Consider the following 16,716-nt stretch of genomic DNA (forward strand, 5'->3'; position numbering starts at 1 on the left):
AGTTACGTCGTTCCGCCAGCCACGATCGTCCTGCAGCCGCTGTCGCGATAGCGCGCCAGCATGGCCGGGTCGGCGTCCTGCTCGACCACCAGGCATTCGCACTGCGCCACCGGAAGTACACTGTGCGGCGCGGCAGTGCCGAACTTGTCGGACGTCGCGGCGACCAAAACCTTCTTGCTTCGCGATGCTGCAAAACGCTTGAATTCAGCATCTTCGAAGCCGAAAGTCGTCACGCCAGCCGTCAGATCTATCCCGCAAGCACCGAGGATGCAAAGATCGGGCGAGAGGGACTCCATGTCGCGCATGGCCTTCGCGCCGAGCGCGCCGCTGACCTGCCGGTCAATAAGCCCGCCGATCAGGATCACGTTAACCGCCGGCTTCTCGATCAAGGCGGCGGCGATCGCTGGCGCGTTGGTCGCTGCCGTTAGGGTCAAATCCATTGGCAGGGCCGTCGCAATTGCGAGGTTGGTGCTGCCCGCATCGAAAAACACGGTCGAGCCGGGAACGATCTGCGACACAGCGGCGACGGCGAGCGCCTGCTTGCGATCCCGCGCGATCCCTGCCCGGTGGCCAAGGCTCCCACCGGCGGGCGCAACCGGCAACGCGCCACCATAGACGCGCTCGCACAGGCCGGCAGCTGCCATCTCGCGCAGGTCCCTGCGGACCGTGTCTTCGGATACACGGAATTCAACTGCAAGATCTGCGGCTAGCACCCGACCATCACTCTGTAGCTTCCGCAGGATGACGCTTTGGCGCTCCTGCAGGAGAAGTTCGTTCATGTTCATGCCGACTTCAGCCTGGTTGATCAAAAACTGATAAAAACATGCATAAACGGATACAAACGTGCACGCAAGTGTGGTGCGCTATCTCGATCTTCACAAACTGAAACAGGGCGCGCCAAATCTGTGATAAATGAGAAAAATATTCGCAGATGCCGATTTTCTTCGCAGTTTTCTACGCTTCGCAGCGATCAGCTTTTCTGCGATTTTTCGTGCATCAAACACCCTGTGAATTGGATAAAGAAATGAACCTCCTGAAGACCATCGCCGCTGCAGCACTGATCCAGGCCGCCGCCCTTCTTCCCGCCGTTGCCGGCGAAAACCTCGCCGCCGTCAAGTCTGCGGGTGTCTTCAAGATCGGCACGGAGGGCACGTACGCTCCGTTCACCTATCATGACGATAGCGGCAAGCTGGTCGGCTTCGACGTGGAGATCGGCGAAGCGGTTGCTGCCAAGCTCGGCGTCAAGGCCGAATTCGTCGAAGGCAAATGGGACGGCCTGATCGCCGGTCTTGATGCCAAGCGCTACGACACGGTCATCAACCAGGTCGGTATCACCGAAGCCCGCAAGCAGAAGTACGATTTCTCCGAGCCCTACATCGCATCCAAGGCCGTTCTCATCATTCGCGACGGCGACGACAGCATCAAGGGCTTTGCGGACCTGAAGGGCAAGAAGTCGACTCAGTCGCTGACCAGCAACTTCGGCAAGCTTGCCGAACAGTCCGGCGCAGAACTCGTCGGTACCGATGGTTTCGACCAGTCGATCCAGCTCGTATTGACCAAGCGTGCAGACGCGACGATCAACGACAGCCTCTCCTTCCTCGACTTCAAGAAGCACAAGCCTGACGCTCCGGTGAAGATCGTCGCCCAGCAGGAAAATGCCGATTTTTCCGGCATCATCATCCGCAAGGGTGAGCCGGAGCTACTGGAAGCCATCAACAAGGCACTGGCCGACATCAAGGCCGACGGCACCTACAAGAAGATCTCCGACAAGTACTTCGGTCAGGACGTTTCGAAGTAACTCGTAACGCAGGCGGCTTGCTGCCGCCGCCACATCCTTTATATGTTCCCGAGAAAGCGTTCAGCGAAACCTCGCTGGACGCATCTTCTTTGAGGATTGAACCTTGCCGCACTGGCTTCAACTGATGGCGGAGTCGCTTGGTCCGCTCCTCTGGGCCGGCCTGATCTTCACGATCCCGCTGACGCTCCTGTCATTCACACTCGGTCTCATCCTTGGACTGCTGACGGCAATCGCACGGCTTTTCGCGCCGGCGCCGATCGCCGCCATCGCGCGCTTCTATGTCTGGGCCATCAGGGGCACACCGCTGCTGGTGCAACTCTTCGTCATCTTTTACGGCCTGCCGAGCATCGGCATCCTGCTCGACGCCTTTCCGGCAGCACTGATCGGCTTCACCCTCAACATCGGCGCCTATAGCTCCGAAATCATCCGCGCCGTCATCTCCTCCGTGCCGAAGGGGCAGTGGGAAGCGGCCTATTCGATCGGCATGAGCTGGCGCCAGGCGATGAGCCGCACGATCCTGCCCCAGGCCGGGCGCGTTGCTGTACCGCCGCTCTCCAATACGTTCATCTCGCTGGTGAAGGACACGTCGCTGGCGGCCGCCATTACGGTCCCGGAGCTGTTCCAGGCTGCGCAGCGCATCGTCGCGACCACTTACGAGCCGCTCATCCTCTACATCCAGGCCGCATTGATATACCTTGCTTTGAGCTCCGTCCTATCAGCGTTGCAGGTTCGCCTCGAGCGTCGCTTCGCGCGCTATGGCGGCATGCTGGAGGCAAACGCATGATCGAGCTTTCCCATATCGAAAAGCGCTTCGGCGACGCCGTCATCCTGAAAGACATCAGCATCCGGATTCCGGAAGGCAGCGTCACCGCACTCGTCGGCCCCTCGGGCGGAGGCAAGAGCACGCTGCTGCGATGCATCAACCTGCTGGAGATCCCGACAGCAGGCACGATCCGCCTCGGCGACGAGAAAATAAGCTTTACGCTGGGCCAGAAGACCGGCTGGCAGGCGATCCAGAAGATCCGCCGGCAGACCGGAATGGTATTCCAGAACTTCCAGCTCTTTCCGCATCAGACGGCCATCGAGAATGTAATGGAGGGCCTCATCACCGTGCTCAAGTGGCCGAAGGAAAAGGCGCGTGAACGGGCGATGGAATTGCTGACAAAGGTCAACATGGCGCACAAGGCCGACGCCTGGCCTTCGACGCTCTCGGGTGGACAACAGCAGCGCGTCGCAATCGCCCGCGCGCTCGCTCCCTCTCCGCGAGTTCTTCTCTGCGATGAACCGACATCGGCGCTCGACCCCGAGCTTTCCGCCGAAGTCGTCGATGTTCTCGGCCGTCTCGCCCGCGAGGGCACGACGATGGTAATGGCGACGCATGACCTGCGCCTTGCCTCGAAGATCGCCAACGACGTTGTCTTCCTCGAGGCCGGCAGTGTGGTCGAGACGGGAAGCGCAAGGAACATCTTCACGGCGCCGGAGCGAGAGCGCACCAAACGCTTCATCTCGACGATCAACGCCGCCCATACCTACGATATTTAGGGGGCGTGTCGAGTGACAGCGCGCAGCGCGTTCCCCCGACAATCTTGAGCTTGCTCATATCAATTCGCGCATAAAAAGCAGAAGGGCGGCCCGAAGGCCGCCCTGTTTTTGTCCTTCGCATCTTCGTCAGCCCGCGTAGCTGACCAACAGATCCTTGGCGTCGATCTGGTCGCCGGCTTTGACAAGCACTTCCGCGATCGCACCGTCCTTTTCGGCGTGGATCGCCGTTTCCATCTTCATAGCCTCGATGGAAACAAGCACGTCACCGGCATTGACCGCCTGCCCGGGCGAGACAAAGACGCGCGAGATGACGCCTGGCATCGGCGCACCGACATGCGCGGCATTGCCGGGTTCCGCCTTGCGGCGGGCGGCGGCACCGGTCGCACCATGGGCGCGATCCGGCACCTTGATGCGGCGCGGCTGGCCGTTGAGTTCGAAGAAGACAGTCACCATGCCTTGCTCGTCGGTCTGGCTCATCGCCTGGTTGACGACGACAAGCGTCTTGCCCTTTTCGATATCGGCAAACAGTTCCTCGCCATCGGCAAGGCCGTAGAAATAGGCCGGTGTCGGCAGGACGGAGACCGGGCCGTAGGTGTCGGAGGCCAGCGCAAAGTCGGTGAAGACTTTCGGATACATCAGGTAGGACGCGAATTCGAAGTCATTGACCTCGCGCTCCAGCTTGGTCTCGATCGTCTTGCGCTCGGCATCGAGGTCAGCGTCGGCAAGCAGCGAACCCGGACGCACCGTATAGGGCGCATCGCCCTTCAGTGCCTTCTTCTGCAGCGCCTCCGGCCAGCCTGATGGAGGCTGACCGAGATCGCCCTTCAGCATCGAGACAACAGATTCCGGGAAGGAGACTTCCTTGTCGGCGCTGACGACATCGGCAACCGTCAGGTCTTGCGAGACCATCATCAGCGCCATGTCGCCGACGACCTTCGAGGACGGCGTCACCTTGACGATATCGCCGAACATCTGGTTGGCGTCGGCATAGGCCTGCGCCACTTCGTGCCAGCGCGTCTCGAGACCGAGCGAACGGGCCTGTTCCTTGAGGTTGGTGAACTGGCCGCCCGGCATTTCGTGCAGATAGACTTCGGAGGCCGGTCCCTTGAGGTCGCTTTCGAAGGCCGCGTACTGATGGCGCACCGCTTCCCAATAGAAGGAGATACGGCGGATCCATTCCGGATCGAGACCGGGATCGCGTTCGGAGCCGCGCAGGGCCTCGACGATCGAGCCAAGGCAGGGCTGCGAGGTATTGCCGGACAGTGCGTCCATTGCCGCATCGACCGCGTCGACGCCGGCATCGACCGCCGCGAGAACCGTCGCCGCTGCAATGCCCGAGGTGTCGTGCGTGTGGAAGTGGATCGGCAGGCTGGTGGCGTCGCGCAGCGCCTTGAACAGCACCTTGGCGGCAGCCGGCTTCAGCAGGCCCGCCATATCCTTCAGCGCGATGATATGCGCACCGGCCTTTTCGAGCTCAACGGCAAGGTCCGTATAGTACTTGAGATCGTACTTCGGGCGCGCCGAATTCAGGATATCGCCGGTGTAGCAGATTGCCGCTTCGCAGAGCTTGTTCTCCTCGGCCACCGCATCCATCGATACGCGCATGTTCTCGACCCAGTTCAGGCAGTCGAAGACGCGGAAGAGATCGATGCCGCCGGCAGCAGCCTGCCGGACGAAGTATTTGACGACGTTGTCGGGGTAATTCTTGTAACCGACGCCGTTTGCGCCGCGCAGCAGCATCTGCAACAGCAGGTTAGGTGCGGCTTCGCGCACGAGCGACAGACGCTCCCACGGATCTTCCGTCAGGAAGCGCATCGAAACGTCAAACGTCGCGCCGCCCCAGCATTCGAGCGACAGGAGGTTCGGCAAAGCGTGCGCATAGGTGCCGGCGATCCGCGCGATGTCATAGGTGCGCATGCGGGTCGCAAGCAGCGACTGGTGGCCGTCGCGCATCGTCGTATCGGTCATCAGGATGCGCTTTTCGTTGCGCATCCACTCGCCGAACTTCTTCGGGCCGAGCTTGTCGAGAAGCTGCTTGGTGCCGTCGGCAATGCCGCTGCCGTTGGTGTAAGGGACGATCGGCTCGGCGATATCGGCGGACGGCTTCGGCCGATCCTTTGCTTCCGGATGGCCGTTGACCGTCACATCAGCGAGGTAAGTCAGAAGCTTCGTCGCGCGATCCTGTCGCTTGACCTGCTGGAAGAGCTCCGGCGTCGAGTCGATGAAGCGCGTAGTGTAGCTGTTATCCTTGAAATTCGGATGCGTGATGATCGCTTCCAGGAAGGTGAGGTTCGTCGCAACGCCGCGGATACGGAACTCACGCAATGCACGGTCCATGCGGGAGATCGCTTCCAGCGGGTTCGGGGCCCAGGCAGTGACCTTGACCAGCAGCGGATCGTAGTACCGGGTGATGATCGCGCCGGAATAGGAGGTGCCGCCATCGAGACGGATGCCGAAGCCGGATGCCGAACGATAGGCGGTGATGCGGCCGTAGTCCGGAATGAAGTTGTGCTCCGGATCCTCTGTCGTGATGCGGCACTGCAGGGCATGGCCGTTGAGGCGAATGTCCTTCTGCTCGGGAACGCCCGATTCCGGTGTACCGATCGCAAAGCCATCAAGGATGTGGATCTGCGCCTTGACAATATCGATGCCTGTAACGACTTCGGTGACCGTGTGCTCGACCTGGATGCGCGGATTGACTTCGATGAAGTAAAATTTGCCGGTGTCGGCATCCATCAGATATTCGACGGTGCCCGCACCGATGTAGTTGGTGGCACCCGCGATCTTCAGCGAGTATGCCGCCAAGTCCTGGCGCTGGGCTTCCGACAGGTAAGGCGCCGGCGCACGCTCGACGACCTTCTGGTTGCGGCGCTGGATCGAGCAGTCGCGCTCGAAGAGATGAACGACATTGCCATGCGTGTCGCCAAGGATCTGGCTTTCGACATGGCGCGCACGCTCGACGAGCTTTTCGAGATAAACCTCGTCCTTACCAAAGGCCGCCATCGCTTCGCGCTTGGCCTCCGTCACCTCGCGTGCAAGGTCGGCTTCCGAGCGGATGACGCGCATGCCGCGTCCGCCGCCACCCCAGGAGGCCTTCAGCATCACGGGGTAGCCGATCGCCGCCGCCATCTTGGCGACCTCAGCCATATCATCCGGCAACGGTTCCGTTGCCGGCACGACAGGCACGCCGACGGAGATTGCCAGATTGCGCGCGGCGACCTTGTTGCCGAGCTGGCGCATTGTATCGGCCGTCGGGCCGATGAAGATGATGCCTGCCTTGTTGCAGGCATCGACGAATTCCGGGCTTTCCGACAGCAGGCCGTAGCCGGGATGGATCGCATCGGCGCCGGAAAGCTTGGCGACGCGGATCACCTCATCGATCGACAGATAGCTCTCGATCGGACCGAGGTCGCGGGCAAGATGCGGGCCGCGGCCGACCTGATAGCTTTCGTCTGCCTTGAACCTGTGCAGCGCCAGTTTGTCTTCTTCCGCCCATATCGCGACCGTTTTTATCCCGAGCTCGTTGGCCGCGCGAAACACGCGGATGGCAATTTCCGAACGGTTGGCAACAAGTATCTTGGATATGGGCAATGCAGTCTCCTCACGGCATCGAAACGGGCAATGCTGCACCCGCGAAGAGAAGTCTTAACGCGCTGTCACGGAAAGTTCAATTTCCGGAGCCGTCCGAAATAGAATTTCTCTAAGACTAGGTGATCAGCCCATGCCGGAAGGCGACAGCGACCGCGTGCTGTCTATTCTTTGCCTTCAGCTTGTCTTGCAGGCCGTTCATGTACCAGTCGACGGTGTGGTTTGAAATCTTGAGGCGTTTGCCAATCTCAACCGAGGTCATGCCTTCCGCGAGATATTGAAGTATTTCCATCTCCCGGCGCGTCAAACGCGTGTCGATGCCGGAAACTTCTTCAAGCGCATCCGCCTCCCCCTTAAGCTCAAGAAGACGCCAGAAAGCCTTTCGGGCAACGGCATCAAAGAGCGAGATCTCGACAGGAGAGAGGTCTACCGGTGTCCCGCCTATGCTCATATTACCAAGGATGCCGTTTCTGCCCTGGATGGGGAAAATGTAGCCGTCCTTCAGGCCATGGCTATGCGCGTCGGCCATCATTTGCTCCATCCGGCGGTGATGCGGGTCCTTCCGGAAGGCCGCCAGACTATCCTTCCAGCGAAACGGCCTTTGCGCATATGCGAGATAGCGAACCGTCGGATCGCTGAGAACGTATTTTTTCGAAATATAGATCTGCGGCCATTTCTCTGGCCAATGACCGGCAAACATCAGACTGATTGGATCTTCAGTCGCTTTCAGGTGTCGCAAAAGGCCATAATACTGGAAGCCGTAGGCGTGGATGACATGCTCCAGTTCGCCAACAACTCCTTCGGGTCTTCGACACTCTTCCAGAACGACAAGCAATTGAATTAATGAATGAATACTCAAAATAAATGCCCCTACGCCAGTTGGGCTCCTAGCGGAATGATCACGACCAAGGGAAGTGTTTGGTTGGGCGCCCCTGCGACGCATTTAGACGTCAATCTATGGTGTGCCAGCGCGACCATGCAACGCAAGTGAAAATTGCGAGATTTGCGATACGTCCCAAAAAAGTTCAGTCCCTCGGAATGGATTGCTGTGGGTGCGCTCCGTAAAAGAATCTTGCCGCGACCGCTCGTCTGAACGCTTCGTTAATCGCTGGTTCAGGTATCTTTTTGTAGCGTTGCAGCGTCCATTATTTCGCAAATGCACAAGAGGTATCGCCGTGTCGCTATTCAAGGTCTATGCTAGAGCTTTGCGCTATCTCGGCGCCTACAAGCTCCGCGTATCCCTGGTCGTTATTGCGAACATCGTGCTTGCCGCGATCACAATCGCCGAACCGATTTTGTTCGGTCGCATCATCGATGCAATTTCAGGCAAGGGCGAAGTCAAACCCATCCTTTTCATGTGGGCCGGCTTTGCCGTTTTCAACACCATAGCGTTCGTTCTTGTCGCTCGTGAGGCCGACCGGCTGGCCCATGGCCGCCGCGCCACACTGCTGACGGAAGCGTTCGGCCGTATCATCTCCATGCCGCTGTCCTGGCATCATCAGCGTGGCACGTCGAATGCGCTGCATACGCTGCTGCGCGCATGCGAAACGCTCTTTGGCCTTTGGCTCGAGTTCATGCGCAACCACCTGGCGACTGCCGTTGCCATCGCGCTTCTGGTGCCGACTGCGATGTCGATGGACCTGCGTCTTTCGGGCGTGTTGGTCGTGCTCGGCGTCGCCTACTGGCTGATTGGTCGTCTCGTCATGAGCCGCACCAAGGATGGCCAGGCGTCGGTCGAAAACCACTACCACACCGTTTTCTCACACGTCAGCGACTCGATCAGCAACGTATCGGTCCTCCATAGCTACAATCGCATCGAAGCAGAAACCAAGGCACTGAAGTCGTTTGCCGAGCGCCTGCTGCAGGCTCAGTATCCGGTTCTCGACTGGTGGGCTCTCGCGGGCGCCATGAACCGCATGGCTTCGACCATTGCGATGATGATCATCCTCGTCATCGGCACGCTCATGGTTCAGTCCGGCGAGCTGCGCATCGGCGACGTGATTGCCTTCATCGGCTTTGCGAACCTGCTGATCTCGCGTCTCGACCAGATGCGCCAGTTTGCCACGCAGATTTTCGAGGCCCGTTCGAAGCTCGAGGATTTCTACTCGCTCGAAGACTCCGTGCGTGAACGCGAAGAGCCTGCCGGCAATGACGATATCGCCGACGTGAAGGGTGAAGTCGAATTCCGCAACGTGTCGTTCCGCTTCGGCAACACCGCGCAGGGCTTGCACAACGTGTCCTTTACCGCCAAGGCTGGTCAGACGGTTGCGATCGTCGGTCCGACCGGTTCGGGCAAGACCACGATGATCAACCTGCTGCAGCGCGTGTATGACCCGGATAGCGGCCAGATCCTCGTCGATGGTCACGACACGACGAAGATCACCCGCAAGTCGCTGCGCCGCTATATCGCGACGGTGTTCCAGGATGCCGGCCTGCTCAACCGCTCGATCAGCGACAACATTCGCCTCGGCCGGGAAGGCGCCTCGGATGAGGACATGCGTCGAGCAGCTGAAGCGGCCGCTGCCGCCGACTTCATCGAGACGCGCGAAGAGCAGTACGACACCCATGTCGGCGAACGCGGCAACAGGCTCTCCGGCGGCGAACGTCAGCGTGTGGCGATTGCCCGCGCCATCCTCAAGGATGCCCCGATCCTCGTGCTAGACGAAGCGACAAGCGCGCTTGACGTCGAAACCGAAAATCGCGTTAAGGCCGCAATCGACAACCTGCGCCAGAACCGCACGACATTCATCATCGCGCACCGTCTTTCCACTGTTCGCGAAGCGGACAAGGTCCTGTTCCTGGACGGTGGCCGTGTCGTCGAAGAAGGCAGCTTCGATGAGCTCAGCCATAGCAACGGCCGGTTCGCGGCGCTGCTGCGCGCGAGCGGCATCCTCACGGACGAAGAAGTTCGCAAGGCACACACGACCGAGGCCGCATAAGACGGATCGCTCAAGGGAAAAACAGAAGCCGGACGGTACCTGCCGCCCGGCTTTTTTCTTGCCCGCGGGGAGTTCGCGCATAGCTTAAGGGAAACGGTATTGCCGGAGGCGATATGAAGGTCCTGCGAATCGTAGCGAACATCGAAACAGCCGATCCGGCCGCTGCCAAGGTCTTCTATAAGGATATCCTTGGCCTCGACGTACTGATGGATCACGACTGGATCTCCACCTATGGCTCAAACCAATCAATGCGGGTCCAGGTGGGCTTTGCGAGCGAGGGCGGCTCAGACACACCGGTTCCAGGCCTCTCGATCGAGGTCGACGATGTTGACGAGGCCTTCGCAGCCATGAGTGCATCAGCCTTCGAAATCATCTATGGGCCGGCCAATGAGCCCTGGGGCGTTCGGCGCTTCTACGTGCGCGACCCCTTTGGAACAATCGTGAATATTCTTTCTCATAGACCGTGAAGCCGGCAACGCCCGACTCCTCGGGCGGGACGCGCTGCGCCATCCAGCGGCAATTCGCGCGAAGGTGTTAGACTAAAGTCATAATCCCAAAGCCGCTCTCTGTATGGATGAGCTTTTCTGTCACACTCTTGTCAGGCGAACCGCGACCCGAGGGTATGCTTTGAGGAGAGCATGGTGGTCGCGCGCCGCGTTTCACATCATTCTGTGGAGGACAGAAAATGGCAAATATCGCAAGCGTCGACGGCCCCAAGGCCGGTCCGATGACGGGCGAGGAGAAGAAGGTTATCTTCGCTTCATCGCTCGGCACCGTTTTCGAATGGTACGACTTCTACCTTTACGGTTCGCTCGCAACCTATATCGGCGCGACCTATTTTACCCAGTATCCGGAAGCAACGCGAAACATCTTCACGCTTTTGGCCTTCGCTGCCGGCTTCCTCGTGCGTCCGTTCGGCGCACTGGTCTTCGGGCGTCTCGGCGATCTCGTCGGACGCAAATACACGTTCCTGGTGACGATCCTTATCATGGGCCTCTCCACCTTCCTCGTCGGCATCCTGCCGGGTGCGGCGACGATTGGTATCGCAGCACCGATCATCCTGATCGGACTTCGCCTCTTGCAGGGTCTTGCGCTCGGCGGTGAATATGGCGGTGCGGCGACTTACGTGGCCGAACATGCCCCGCATGGACGCCGCGGATACTTCACGTCGTGGATCCAAACCACGGCTACGCTCGGCCTCTTCCTGTCACTTCTCGTCATCGTCGGCGTCCAGTTCCTGATGGGCAAGGAAGCCTTTGCGGCATGGGGCTGGCGCATTCCGTTCCTCGTCTCCGTCGTGCTCCTCGGGATTTCCGTCTGGATTCGACTGAAGATGAACGAATCTCCGGCATTCCAGCGCATGAAGGCCGAAGGCAAGGGATCCAAGGCACCGCTGACGGAAGCTTTCGGTCAGTGGAAGAACGCCAAGATCGCCCTGATCGCGCTTCTCGGCGCAACGATGGGTCAGGCGGTCGTCTGGTACGGCGGCCAATTCTATGCGTTGTTCTTCCTGCAGAACGTGCTCAAGGTTGATCTGCAGTCGGCAAACATCATGGTCGCCATTGCGCTCTTCCTGGGCACGCCCTTCTTCGTCATCTTCGGCGCCCTGTCCGACAGGATCGGCCGCAAGCCGATCCTGATGGCCGGCCTCTTGATCGCCGCCGTTACCTACACCCCGCTGTTCAAGGCCATGACCTGGACTGCCAATCCGGCGCTTGCGGAAGCCCAGGCTTCTATCCGTGCAACCGTGACGGCCGATCCGGCGGATTGCAAATTCCAGTTCAACCCAACTGGAACGTCGAAGTTCACCAACTCTTGCGATGTGGCCACTGCCTTCCTGACCAAGAACTCGGTGCCTTATGATGTCGTGCCCGGCCCGGCAGGCCAGCCTGCCACGATCAAGATCGGTGACGAAACCATCCCCAGCTTCGACGTCGTCGCCGCCGGCGACAAGGCAAAGGCAATGACGGGCGCGTTCGAAAAGGGCGTCAACATCGCCCTTCATGATGCCGGATACCCGCTGAACCGCGGCGCTATCAAGGTGCCGGATGCGAAGCTGGACCCCTTCATCGCGGCCAACCCTGAGCTTGCCCTCAACGCTGACGCAGTACGCGCCGGTGAAAAACAGACCGTACCGGTCGACAAGCTGGTTGCCGACAAGCTGCTGACGGCCGATGAAGCAAAGGGCGCCACCGACATGGCGGTCTATAACATTGCCAAGGGTGGCAGCTTCTCCATGGTAGCCGACCCTGCCCGTGTCAACTGGATCGGCACGATCGCCATTCTGTTCGTGCTCGTTCTCTATGTGACGATGGTCTATGGCCCGATCGCAGCCCTGCTGGTCGAACTCTTCCCGACCCGCATCCGCTACACCGGCATGTCGCTGCCTTACCATATCGGCAACGGCTGGTTCGGCGGCTTGTTGCCGGCGATGGCCTTTGCAATGAGCGCGGCCAAGGGCGATATCTACTTCGGCCTCTGGTATCCGATCGTCTTCGCAGCCATCACGCTGGTCATCGGCCTGATCTTCCTGCCGGAAACGAAGGACCGCGATATCCACGCCATGGATTGAGCCGATTGAGGACTGCAAACATCTGCCCGGCGCTCTCAAGGCGCCGGTTTTTTTATTTATGGAAGGCTAGAGAAGACGGCTCAGCCGCGGCGTCGGCCAGCCGCCATCGCGATCGATGGAGAACACCAAGCCGAAGCGCGCGAAGAGGACCGAGGTGGCAAAGGCGAACCAGGCGCCCAACGCAAGGCCGGCCACGACATCGCTTGGATAATGCACGCCGATGATGACGCGTGTGGCGCCAAGCCAAAGGCCTATGCCGATAAAACCAAGGCGAAAGCGCGGGAAGAGAAGTGCGAGCGCCACGAACAGCGCGCCGATGTTGGCCGAATGGCCCGACGGAAAGCTCTGATGCAGGAAGTCAGCATTGAAAGGCGCGAAGCTGAAGATACCCTCCTGCTCATAGATCAGCGGTCGGGCCCGGCCGATTGCAAACTTCAACACGTTGGCAATGATGCTGGTGACCAGCACAGACAACCCGACATAGGCCGTCATCTGTGTGAAATAGACCATGCGGAACCGCCTGCGCACCTTCCAGAGTCGGCGGCGAACGAGATAGCCGGTGGCAAAGATCGTGCAGAGGCCTGCCAGGATCCAGGCGAGCCTGCCGATATCGGTAATGTCCCCGGCAACGGTGATCAGCCGCGGCGCCAGGTCCTTGGCCGCCTGTCCGAGCGGACGGTCGAAGACGAAGAACGCAATGGCAACCGCGTTGATGGCGGTGAACACGAAGCCCTTCCAGGGAACCCGCCGATAGATCGTACGCCGCGCCTCGTAACGCCTTCGCAGATAGTTCCAGAAACTTGGCTTGCGATCGACGGTCCCGCTCATTCCACTCCGCTCTTTCCTCAATGCAGAAGGGAGATAGGGGCGACAATAACTGCCTTCAAGCAAAGGCCCTCCGCATCAACAGATGCGAAGGGCCAAAAGCGTGTTTCACGTGAAATATCAGGCAGAAAGCGCCTTGAACTCGGCGAGGATCGCGTCGCCCATCTCAATGGTTCCAACCTTCGTGCAACCTTCGGCCATGATGTCGCCGGTGCGGATGCCCTTGTCGAGGACGTTGGCGATCGCCTTTTCGAGGTTGTCGGCTTCCTTCACGAGGTTGAAGGAATAGCGCAGGCACATGGCGAAGGAAGCGATCATCGCGATCGGATTGGCGATGCCCTTGCCGGCAATGTCAGGAGCCGAACCATGCACCGGCTCATAGAGCGCCTTGCGCTTGCCGGTCTTGGCATCCGGGGCGCCAAGCGAAGCCGAAGGCAGCATGCCGAGCGAGCCCGTCAGCATGGCGGCAACGTCGGACAGCATGTCGCCGAACAGGTTGTCGGTGACGATGACGTCGAACTGCTTCGGCGCGCGCACCAGCTGCATGCCACCGGCATCCGCCAGCATGTGCTCGAGCTTGACGTCGGAATACTTGTCCTTGTGCGTCGCTGTGACGACCTGGTTCCACAACACGCCCGACTTCATGACGTTGCGCTTTTCCATCGAGCAGACGCGATTCTGACGCGTGCGGGCCATTTCGAAGGCCACGGCCGAGATGCGCTCGATTTCGTATGTATCGTAGACCTGCGTGTCGATCGCGCGTTTCTGGCCATTGCCGAGATCGGTGATGGTCTTCGGCTCGCCGAAATAGACGCCGCCTGTCAGTTCGCGGATGATCAGGATATCGAGGCCTTCGACCAGCTCCGGCTTCAGCGAGGAAGCGGAAGCGAGCGCCGGGTAGCAGATGGCCGGACGCAGGTTGGCGAAAAGCTCCAGATCCTTGCGCAGGCGCAGCAGGCCGGCTTCGGGGCGTACTTCATAGGGAACATCATCCCACTTCGGACCGCCGACGGCGCCGAAGAGAACGGCGTCGGCTGCGAGCGCCTTCTGCATGTCGCCTTCGGAGATCGCGGCGCCGTGCGCGTCATAGGCGCTGCCGCCGACCAGACCTTCGTCGGTGACGAAGCCGGCATTCATTGCCTCGTTCATATAGGCAATGATCTTGCGGACCTCGCCCATGGCCTCTGGGCCGATGCCGTCGCCCGGCAGCAGGAAAAGATTGCGCGCTGTCATGAAACCCTCCGCGGAAAAACAAGTTGCGGCTTCTTAGACCTGCAAAAACGGCATTTCAAGCGAGTGGGAGGCCGATTCGGTACGGTTGCGGAATTACTGCCGCGATCCCTCGTTGACCGATCGGCGCATGCGGGTCCACAAGAAGAGCGTGCCGGTCATTGCCGTCGAGACCGAAGGGGCCGCTTCGCTTTATGCCAGCCTTGCTGCAGGCGAGCGCCTTACCTTGCCGGCGATCACCTCAATCGCCAGTTCGCTTGGCGCACGTCAGGTGGCGCAGCACGTCTTCGATCTGCCGAAGCACCACCCGATCGAAAGCGTCACGGTCACGGATGCGCAGGCGGTCACCGCCTGCCTGAAGTTCGCCGATGCCTATCGCATTCTGGTCGAGCCCGCCTGCGGGGCCGCCCTGGCGGTGGCCGACGTGCATTCCGATATTCTCGCCCGCTTCAATAATCCGCTGATCGAAGTCTGCGGCGGCATCGGTGTCTCGCTGGAAAAGCTGAAGGTTTGGAAAGAACGGTTGCTGTAAGCAGCAAAAGAAAAGCCGGGCGAAAACCCGGCTTTCTCGAATGCTATGTTTTTAAGACTTAAGCAGCCCAGGGGCGCGATGCCGCGTTCTTGGCTTCGAAGCTGTCGATTGCCTTGCCCTTCTCGAGTGTCAGGCCGATATCGTCGAGGCCGTTCAGCAGGCAGTGGCGCTTGAACTCGTCGAGATCGAACTTGATCGAACCGCCGTCCGGACCGGTGATCTCAAGGTTTTCCAGGTCGACCGTCAGGATCGCATTGGAGCCGCGCGAGGCGTCGTCCATCAGCTTGTCGAGGTTTTCCTGGCTGACCTTGATCGGCAGAATGCCGTTCTTGAAACAGTTGTTGTAGAAGATGTCGGCGAAGCTGGTCGAGATTACGCAACGGATGCCGAAGTCGAGAAGCGCCCATGGCGCATGCTCGCGCGAGGAGCCGCAACCGAAATTGTCACCGGCAACCAGGATCTTCGCATTCTGATAGGCCGGCTTGTTCAGCACGAAATCCGGGTTCGGAGAACCGTCTTCATTGTAACGGGCTTCGGCGAAAAGACCCTTGCCAAGACCGGTGCGCTTGATCGTCTTCAGGTAATCCTTCGGAATGATCATGTCGGTGTCGATGTTGACAACAGGCAGAGGGGCAGCAACGCCCGTCAGCTTTACGAATTTGTCCATGGCCTGGCTCCAATGTCAGCAGACGTAGTTTTGTTGATCAGCGTTTAGTCCAGATTTCGGCCAAAATGAAGGAAAATTTACACCGCGGAAAAGGCTGCGCGCGGATTCGACGCGCAGCCATCCATGGATATCGTGAGATCAACTTGCATTCGCTGGCGCATTCATTGCCCAGAGAACCCCGAACGGATCGCGAAGCTGGCCATACCGATCGCCCCAGAACATCAGCTGAACGGGCATGATCACCTCTACGCCAGCCTGAACCGCGCGCTCCCACCAGAAATCGATATCGTCGATAACAAGCTGGAGACTGAAGCCCTGGTGCTTTTCGAAGGGATGACCATGCTCGGGGTAGGCATCGCAGAGCATCAGCGAGCTTCCGTTGACGTAGAGGTGAACATGCATCGTCCGCCCGTTTTCGTCAGGAGGAACGACAAAAGCCTCCTCGGCGCCGAACGCACGCTTGTAGAATTCCGCCGCCTTCAAAGCACCGTCGACGGTGACATAAGGCAACAAGCCATTCTTGACCGGCGGCATTTTCGTTGCGCCGGTTTCCGTTGCGGTATCCATTCTGTCCTCCATTGTTTGATTTGGTTTGGGCAAAAGCCCTGGCCTTTCAAAGACGCGGGAAGATCAGCCGAGCCGACAGCGATGTCGAAATTTTTCTGGAAACGACCCGACGGTCAGAGGTCGATGATCGTGCCGCGCCCGTCATTCCAGATACGCATGCTCTCGCCGGAATGTGACTTCGTTCTGGCGGTGGCGCGAACGGGGGCCGGTTTCATCTTCAGCGAAAGCGCGCGGCCAACCATGAGCACCGTCAGGATACCGCCAACTGCGAGCGTCACAGAAAATGTGAGGAGCGCCAACGCAATGAAGGCTGTGATGCCTGCGAGCAGGAGGAAGACGGAACGAATGCTTTGCATGGTTTAGACCTTTCTTCGGAAAGGAATGTGGTCCTTCATTTCTTTCTCTGCAAGGTGAGCATGGCTTTTTGTTGTCTTGCCACCCATCACAAAGCTTGGC

The 16,716-nt window shown here is 59.5% G+C and carries 14 protein-coding genes and 1 pseudogene; 7 read left to right on the forward strand and 8 right to left on the reverse strand.

Going from position 1 to position 16,716, the window contains the following annotated elements; genetic code table 11:
• Positions 1-2 precede the first annotated feature (2 nt).
• On the reverse strand, positions 3-779 hold the full coding sequence (locus tag C934_RS0106620; RefSeq protein ID WP_026371610.1) for a DeoR/GlpR family DNA-binding transcription regulator: 777 nt from the start codon (positions 777-779) through the stop codon (positions 3-5).
• Positions 780-1,024: 245 nt separating this feature from the next.
• Between C934_RS0106620 and C934_RS0106625 the strand changes: the two genes are divergently transcribed.
• The 3 genes from C934_RS0106625 to C934_RS0106635 all read left to right on the forward strand — a co-directional run bounded on the left by C934_RS0106625 (position 1,025) and on the right by C934_RS0106635 (position 3,340).
• Positions 1,025-1,798, forward strand: coding sequence for an amino acid ABC transporter substrate-binding protein (locus C934_RS0106625; protein ID WP_026371611.1), 774 nt, complete (start codon positions 1,025-1,027; stop codon positions 1,796-1,798).
• Positions 1,799-1,901: 103 nt separating this feature from the next.
• Entirely contained in the window at positions 1,902-2,582 is a 681-nt protein-coding gene (locus C934_RS0106630; RefSeq protein WP_025658056.1) for an amino acid ABC transporter permease, read from the forward strand.
• The gene (locus C934_RS0106635; protein ID WP_018855919.1) at positions 2,579-3,340 is read left to right on the forward strand and encodes an amino acid ABC transporter ATP-binding protein; all 762 of its coding nucleotides are present in this window, start codon (positions 2,579-2,581) and stop codon (positions 3,338-3,340) included. The genes C934_RS0106630 and C934_RS0106635 overlap by 4 nt, the downstream gene beginning before the upstream one ends.
• Positions 3,341-3,466: 126 nt before the next feature.
• Here the strand turns inward: C934_RS0106635 and pyc are convergent, their stop codons facing one another.
• Both pyc and C934_RS0106645 read right to left on the reverse strand, forming a co-directional pair.
• On the reverse strand, positions 3,467-6,931 hold the full coding sequence (gene pyc / locus C934_RS0106640; protein WP_018855920.1) for a pyruvate carboxylase: 3,465 nt from the start codon (positions 6,929-6,931) through the stop codon (positions 3,467-3,469).
• A 115-nt stretch (positions 6,932-7,046) separates the two neighbouring features.
• Positions 7,047-7,787, reverse strand: a complete 741-nt coding sequence (locus tag C934_RS0106645; RefSeq protein WP_026371612.1) for a helix-turn-helix transcriptional regulator — start codon at positions 7,785-7,787, stop codon at positions 7,047-7,049.
• Positions 7,788-8,103: 316 nt separating this feature from the next.
• Here C934_RS0106645 and C934_RS0106650 point away from each other — a divergent pair, with 316 nt between their 5' ends.
• The 3 genes from C934_RS0106650 (at position 8,104) to C934_RS0106660 (ending at position 12,439) form a co-directional block, all read left to right on the forward strand.
• The gene (locus tag C934_RS0106650) at positions 8,104-9,867 is read left to right on the forward strand and encodes a glucan ABC transporter ATP-binding protein/ permease (protein ID WP_018855922.1); all 1,764 of its coding nucleotides are present in this window, start codon (positions 8,104-8,106) and stop codon (positions 9,865-9,867) included.
• 113 nt (positions 9,868-9,980) lie between these two features.
• Entirely contained in the window at positions 9,981-10,334 is a 354-nt protein-coding gene (locus C934_RS0106655; RefSeq protein ID WP_018855923.1) for a VOC family protein, read from the forward strand.
• A gap of 218 nt (positions 10,335-10,552) precedes the next feature.
• Positions 10,553-12,439: an MFS transporter gene (locus C934_RS0106660; RefSeq protein ID WP_018855924.1), complete on the forward strand. Its 1,887-nt coding sequence runs from the start codon at positions 10,553-10,555 to the stop codon at positions 12,437-12,439.
• 66 nt (positions 12,440-12,505) lie between these two features.
• On the opposite strand, the gene C934_RS0106665 is transcribed toward C934_RS0106660, so the two are convergent.
• Together C934_RS0106665 and leuB are read right to left on the reverse strand one after the other, a co-directional pair.
• Positions 12,506-13,267, reverse strand: a complete 762-nt coding sequence (locus C934_RS0106665; protein WP_018855925.1) for a phosphatase PAP2 family protein — start codon at positions 13,265-13,267, stop codon at positions 12,506-12,508.
• A 117-nt stretch (positions 13,268-13,384) separates the two neighbouring features.
• Positions 13,385-14,497: a 3-isopropylmalate dehydrogenase gene (leuB, locus tag C934_RS0106670; protein WP_018855926.1), complete on the reverse strand. Its 1,113-nt coding sequence runs from the start codon at positions 14,495-14,497 to the stop codon at positions 13,385-13,387.
• Between the two features lie 148 nt (positions 14,498-14,645).
• Here leuB and C934_RS31665 point away from each other — a divergent pair.
• Positions 14,646-15,026: pseudogene (locus C934_RS31665) on the forward strand (pyridoxal-phosphate dependent enzyme); the annotation flags it as partial.
• A 58-nt stretch (positions 15,027-15,084) separates the two neighbouring features.
• Here the strand turns inward: C934_RS31665 and leuD are convergent.
• From leuD to C934_RS0106690, 3 genes are all read right to left on the reverse strand, one after another.
• A complete protein-coding gene (gene leuD, locus C934_RS0106680; RefSeq protein ID WP_018855928.1) occupies positions 15,085-15,693 on the reverse strand; it encodes a 3-isopropylmalate dehydratase small subunit in 609 nt (202 codons plus the stop codon).
• Positions 15,694-15,831: 138 nt separating this feature from the next.
• A complete protein-coding gene (locus C934_RS0106685) occupies positions 15,832-16,260 on the reverse strand; it encodes a VOC family protein (protein ID WP_018855929.1) in 429 nt (142 codons plus the stop codon).
• Positions 16,261-16,373: 113 nt separating this feature from the next.
• Positions 16,374-16,616 carry a hypothetical protein gene (locus tag C934_RS0106690; RefSeq protein WP_018855930.1) on the reverse strand — a complete coding sequence of 81 codons (243 nt, stop codon included), beginning with the start codon at positions 16,614-16,616 and terminating at the stop codon, positions 16,374-16,376.
• Positions 16,617-16,716 lie beyond the last annotated feature (100 nt).

This window comes from Rhizobium sp. 42MFCr.1 (assembly GCF_000377185.1).
Lineage (GTDB): Bacteria > Pseudomonadota > Alphaproteobacteria > Rhizobiales > Rhizobiaceae > Rhizobium > Rhizobium altiplani.

Bases quoted from the DNA above. Each gene is read 5' to 3' on its own strand.
- C934_RS0106620 (WP_026371610.1), bottom strand. From the start codon at position 779: ATGAACGAACTTCTCCTGCAGGAGCGCCAAAGCGTCATCCTGCGGAAG.
- C934_RS0106625 (WP_026371611.1), top strand. From the start codon at position 1,025: ATGAACCTCCTGAAGACCATCGCCGCTGCAGCACTGATCCAGGCCGCC.
- C934_RS0106635 (WP_018855919.1), top strand. From the start codon at position 2,579: ATGATCGAGCTTTCCCATATCGAAAAGCGCTTCGGCGACGCCGTCATC.
- C934_RS0106655 (WP_018855923.1), top strand. From the start codon at position 9,981: ATGAAGGTCCTGCGAATCGTAGCGAACATCGAAACAGCCGATCCGGCC.
- C934_RS0106660 (WP_018855924.1), top strand. From the start codon at position 10,553: ATGGCAAATATCGCAAGCGTCGACGGCCCCAAGGCCGGTCCGATGACG.
- C934_RS0106665 (WP_018855925.1), bottom strand. From the start codon at position 13,267: ATGAGCGGGACCGTCGATCGCAAGCCAAGTTTCTGGAACTATCTGCGA.
- leuB (WP_018855926.1), bottom strand. From the start codon at position 14,497: ATGACAGCGCGCAATCTTTTCCTGCTGCCGGGCGACGGCATCGGCCCA.
- leuD (WP_018855928.1), bottom strand. From the start codon at position 15,693: ATGGACAAATTCGTAAAGCTGACGGGCGTTGCTGCCCCTCTGCCTGTT.
- C934_RS0106685 (WP_018855929.1), bottom strand. From the start codon at position 16,260: ATGGATACCGCAACGGAAACCGGCGCAACGAAAATGCCGCCGGTCAAG.
- C934_RS0106690 (WP_018855930.1), bottom strand. From the start codon at position 16,616: ATGCAAAGCATTCGTTCCGTCTTCCTCCTGCTCGCAGGCATCACAGCC.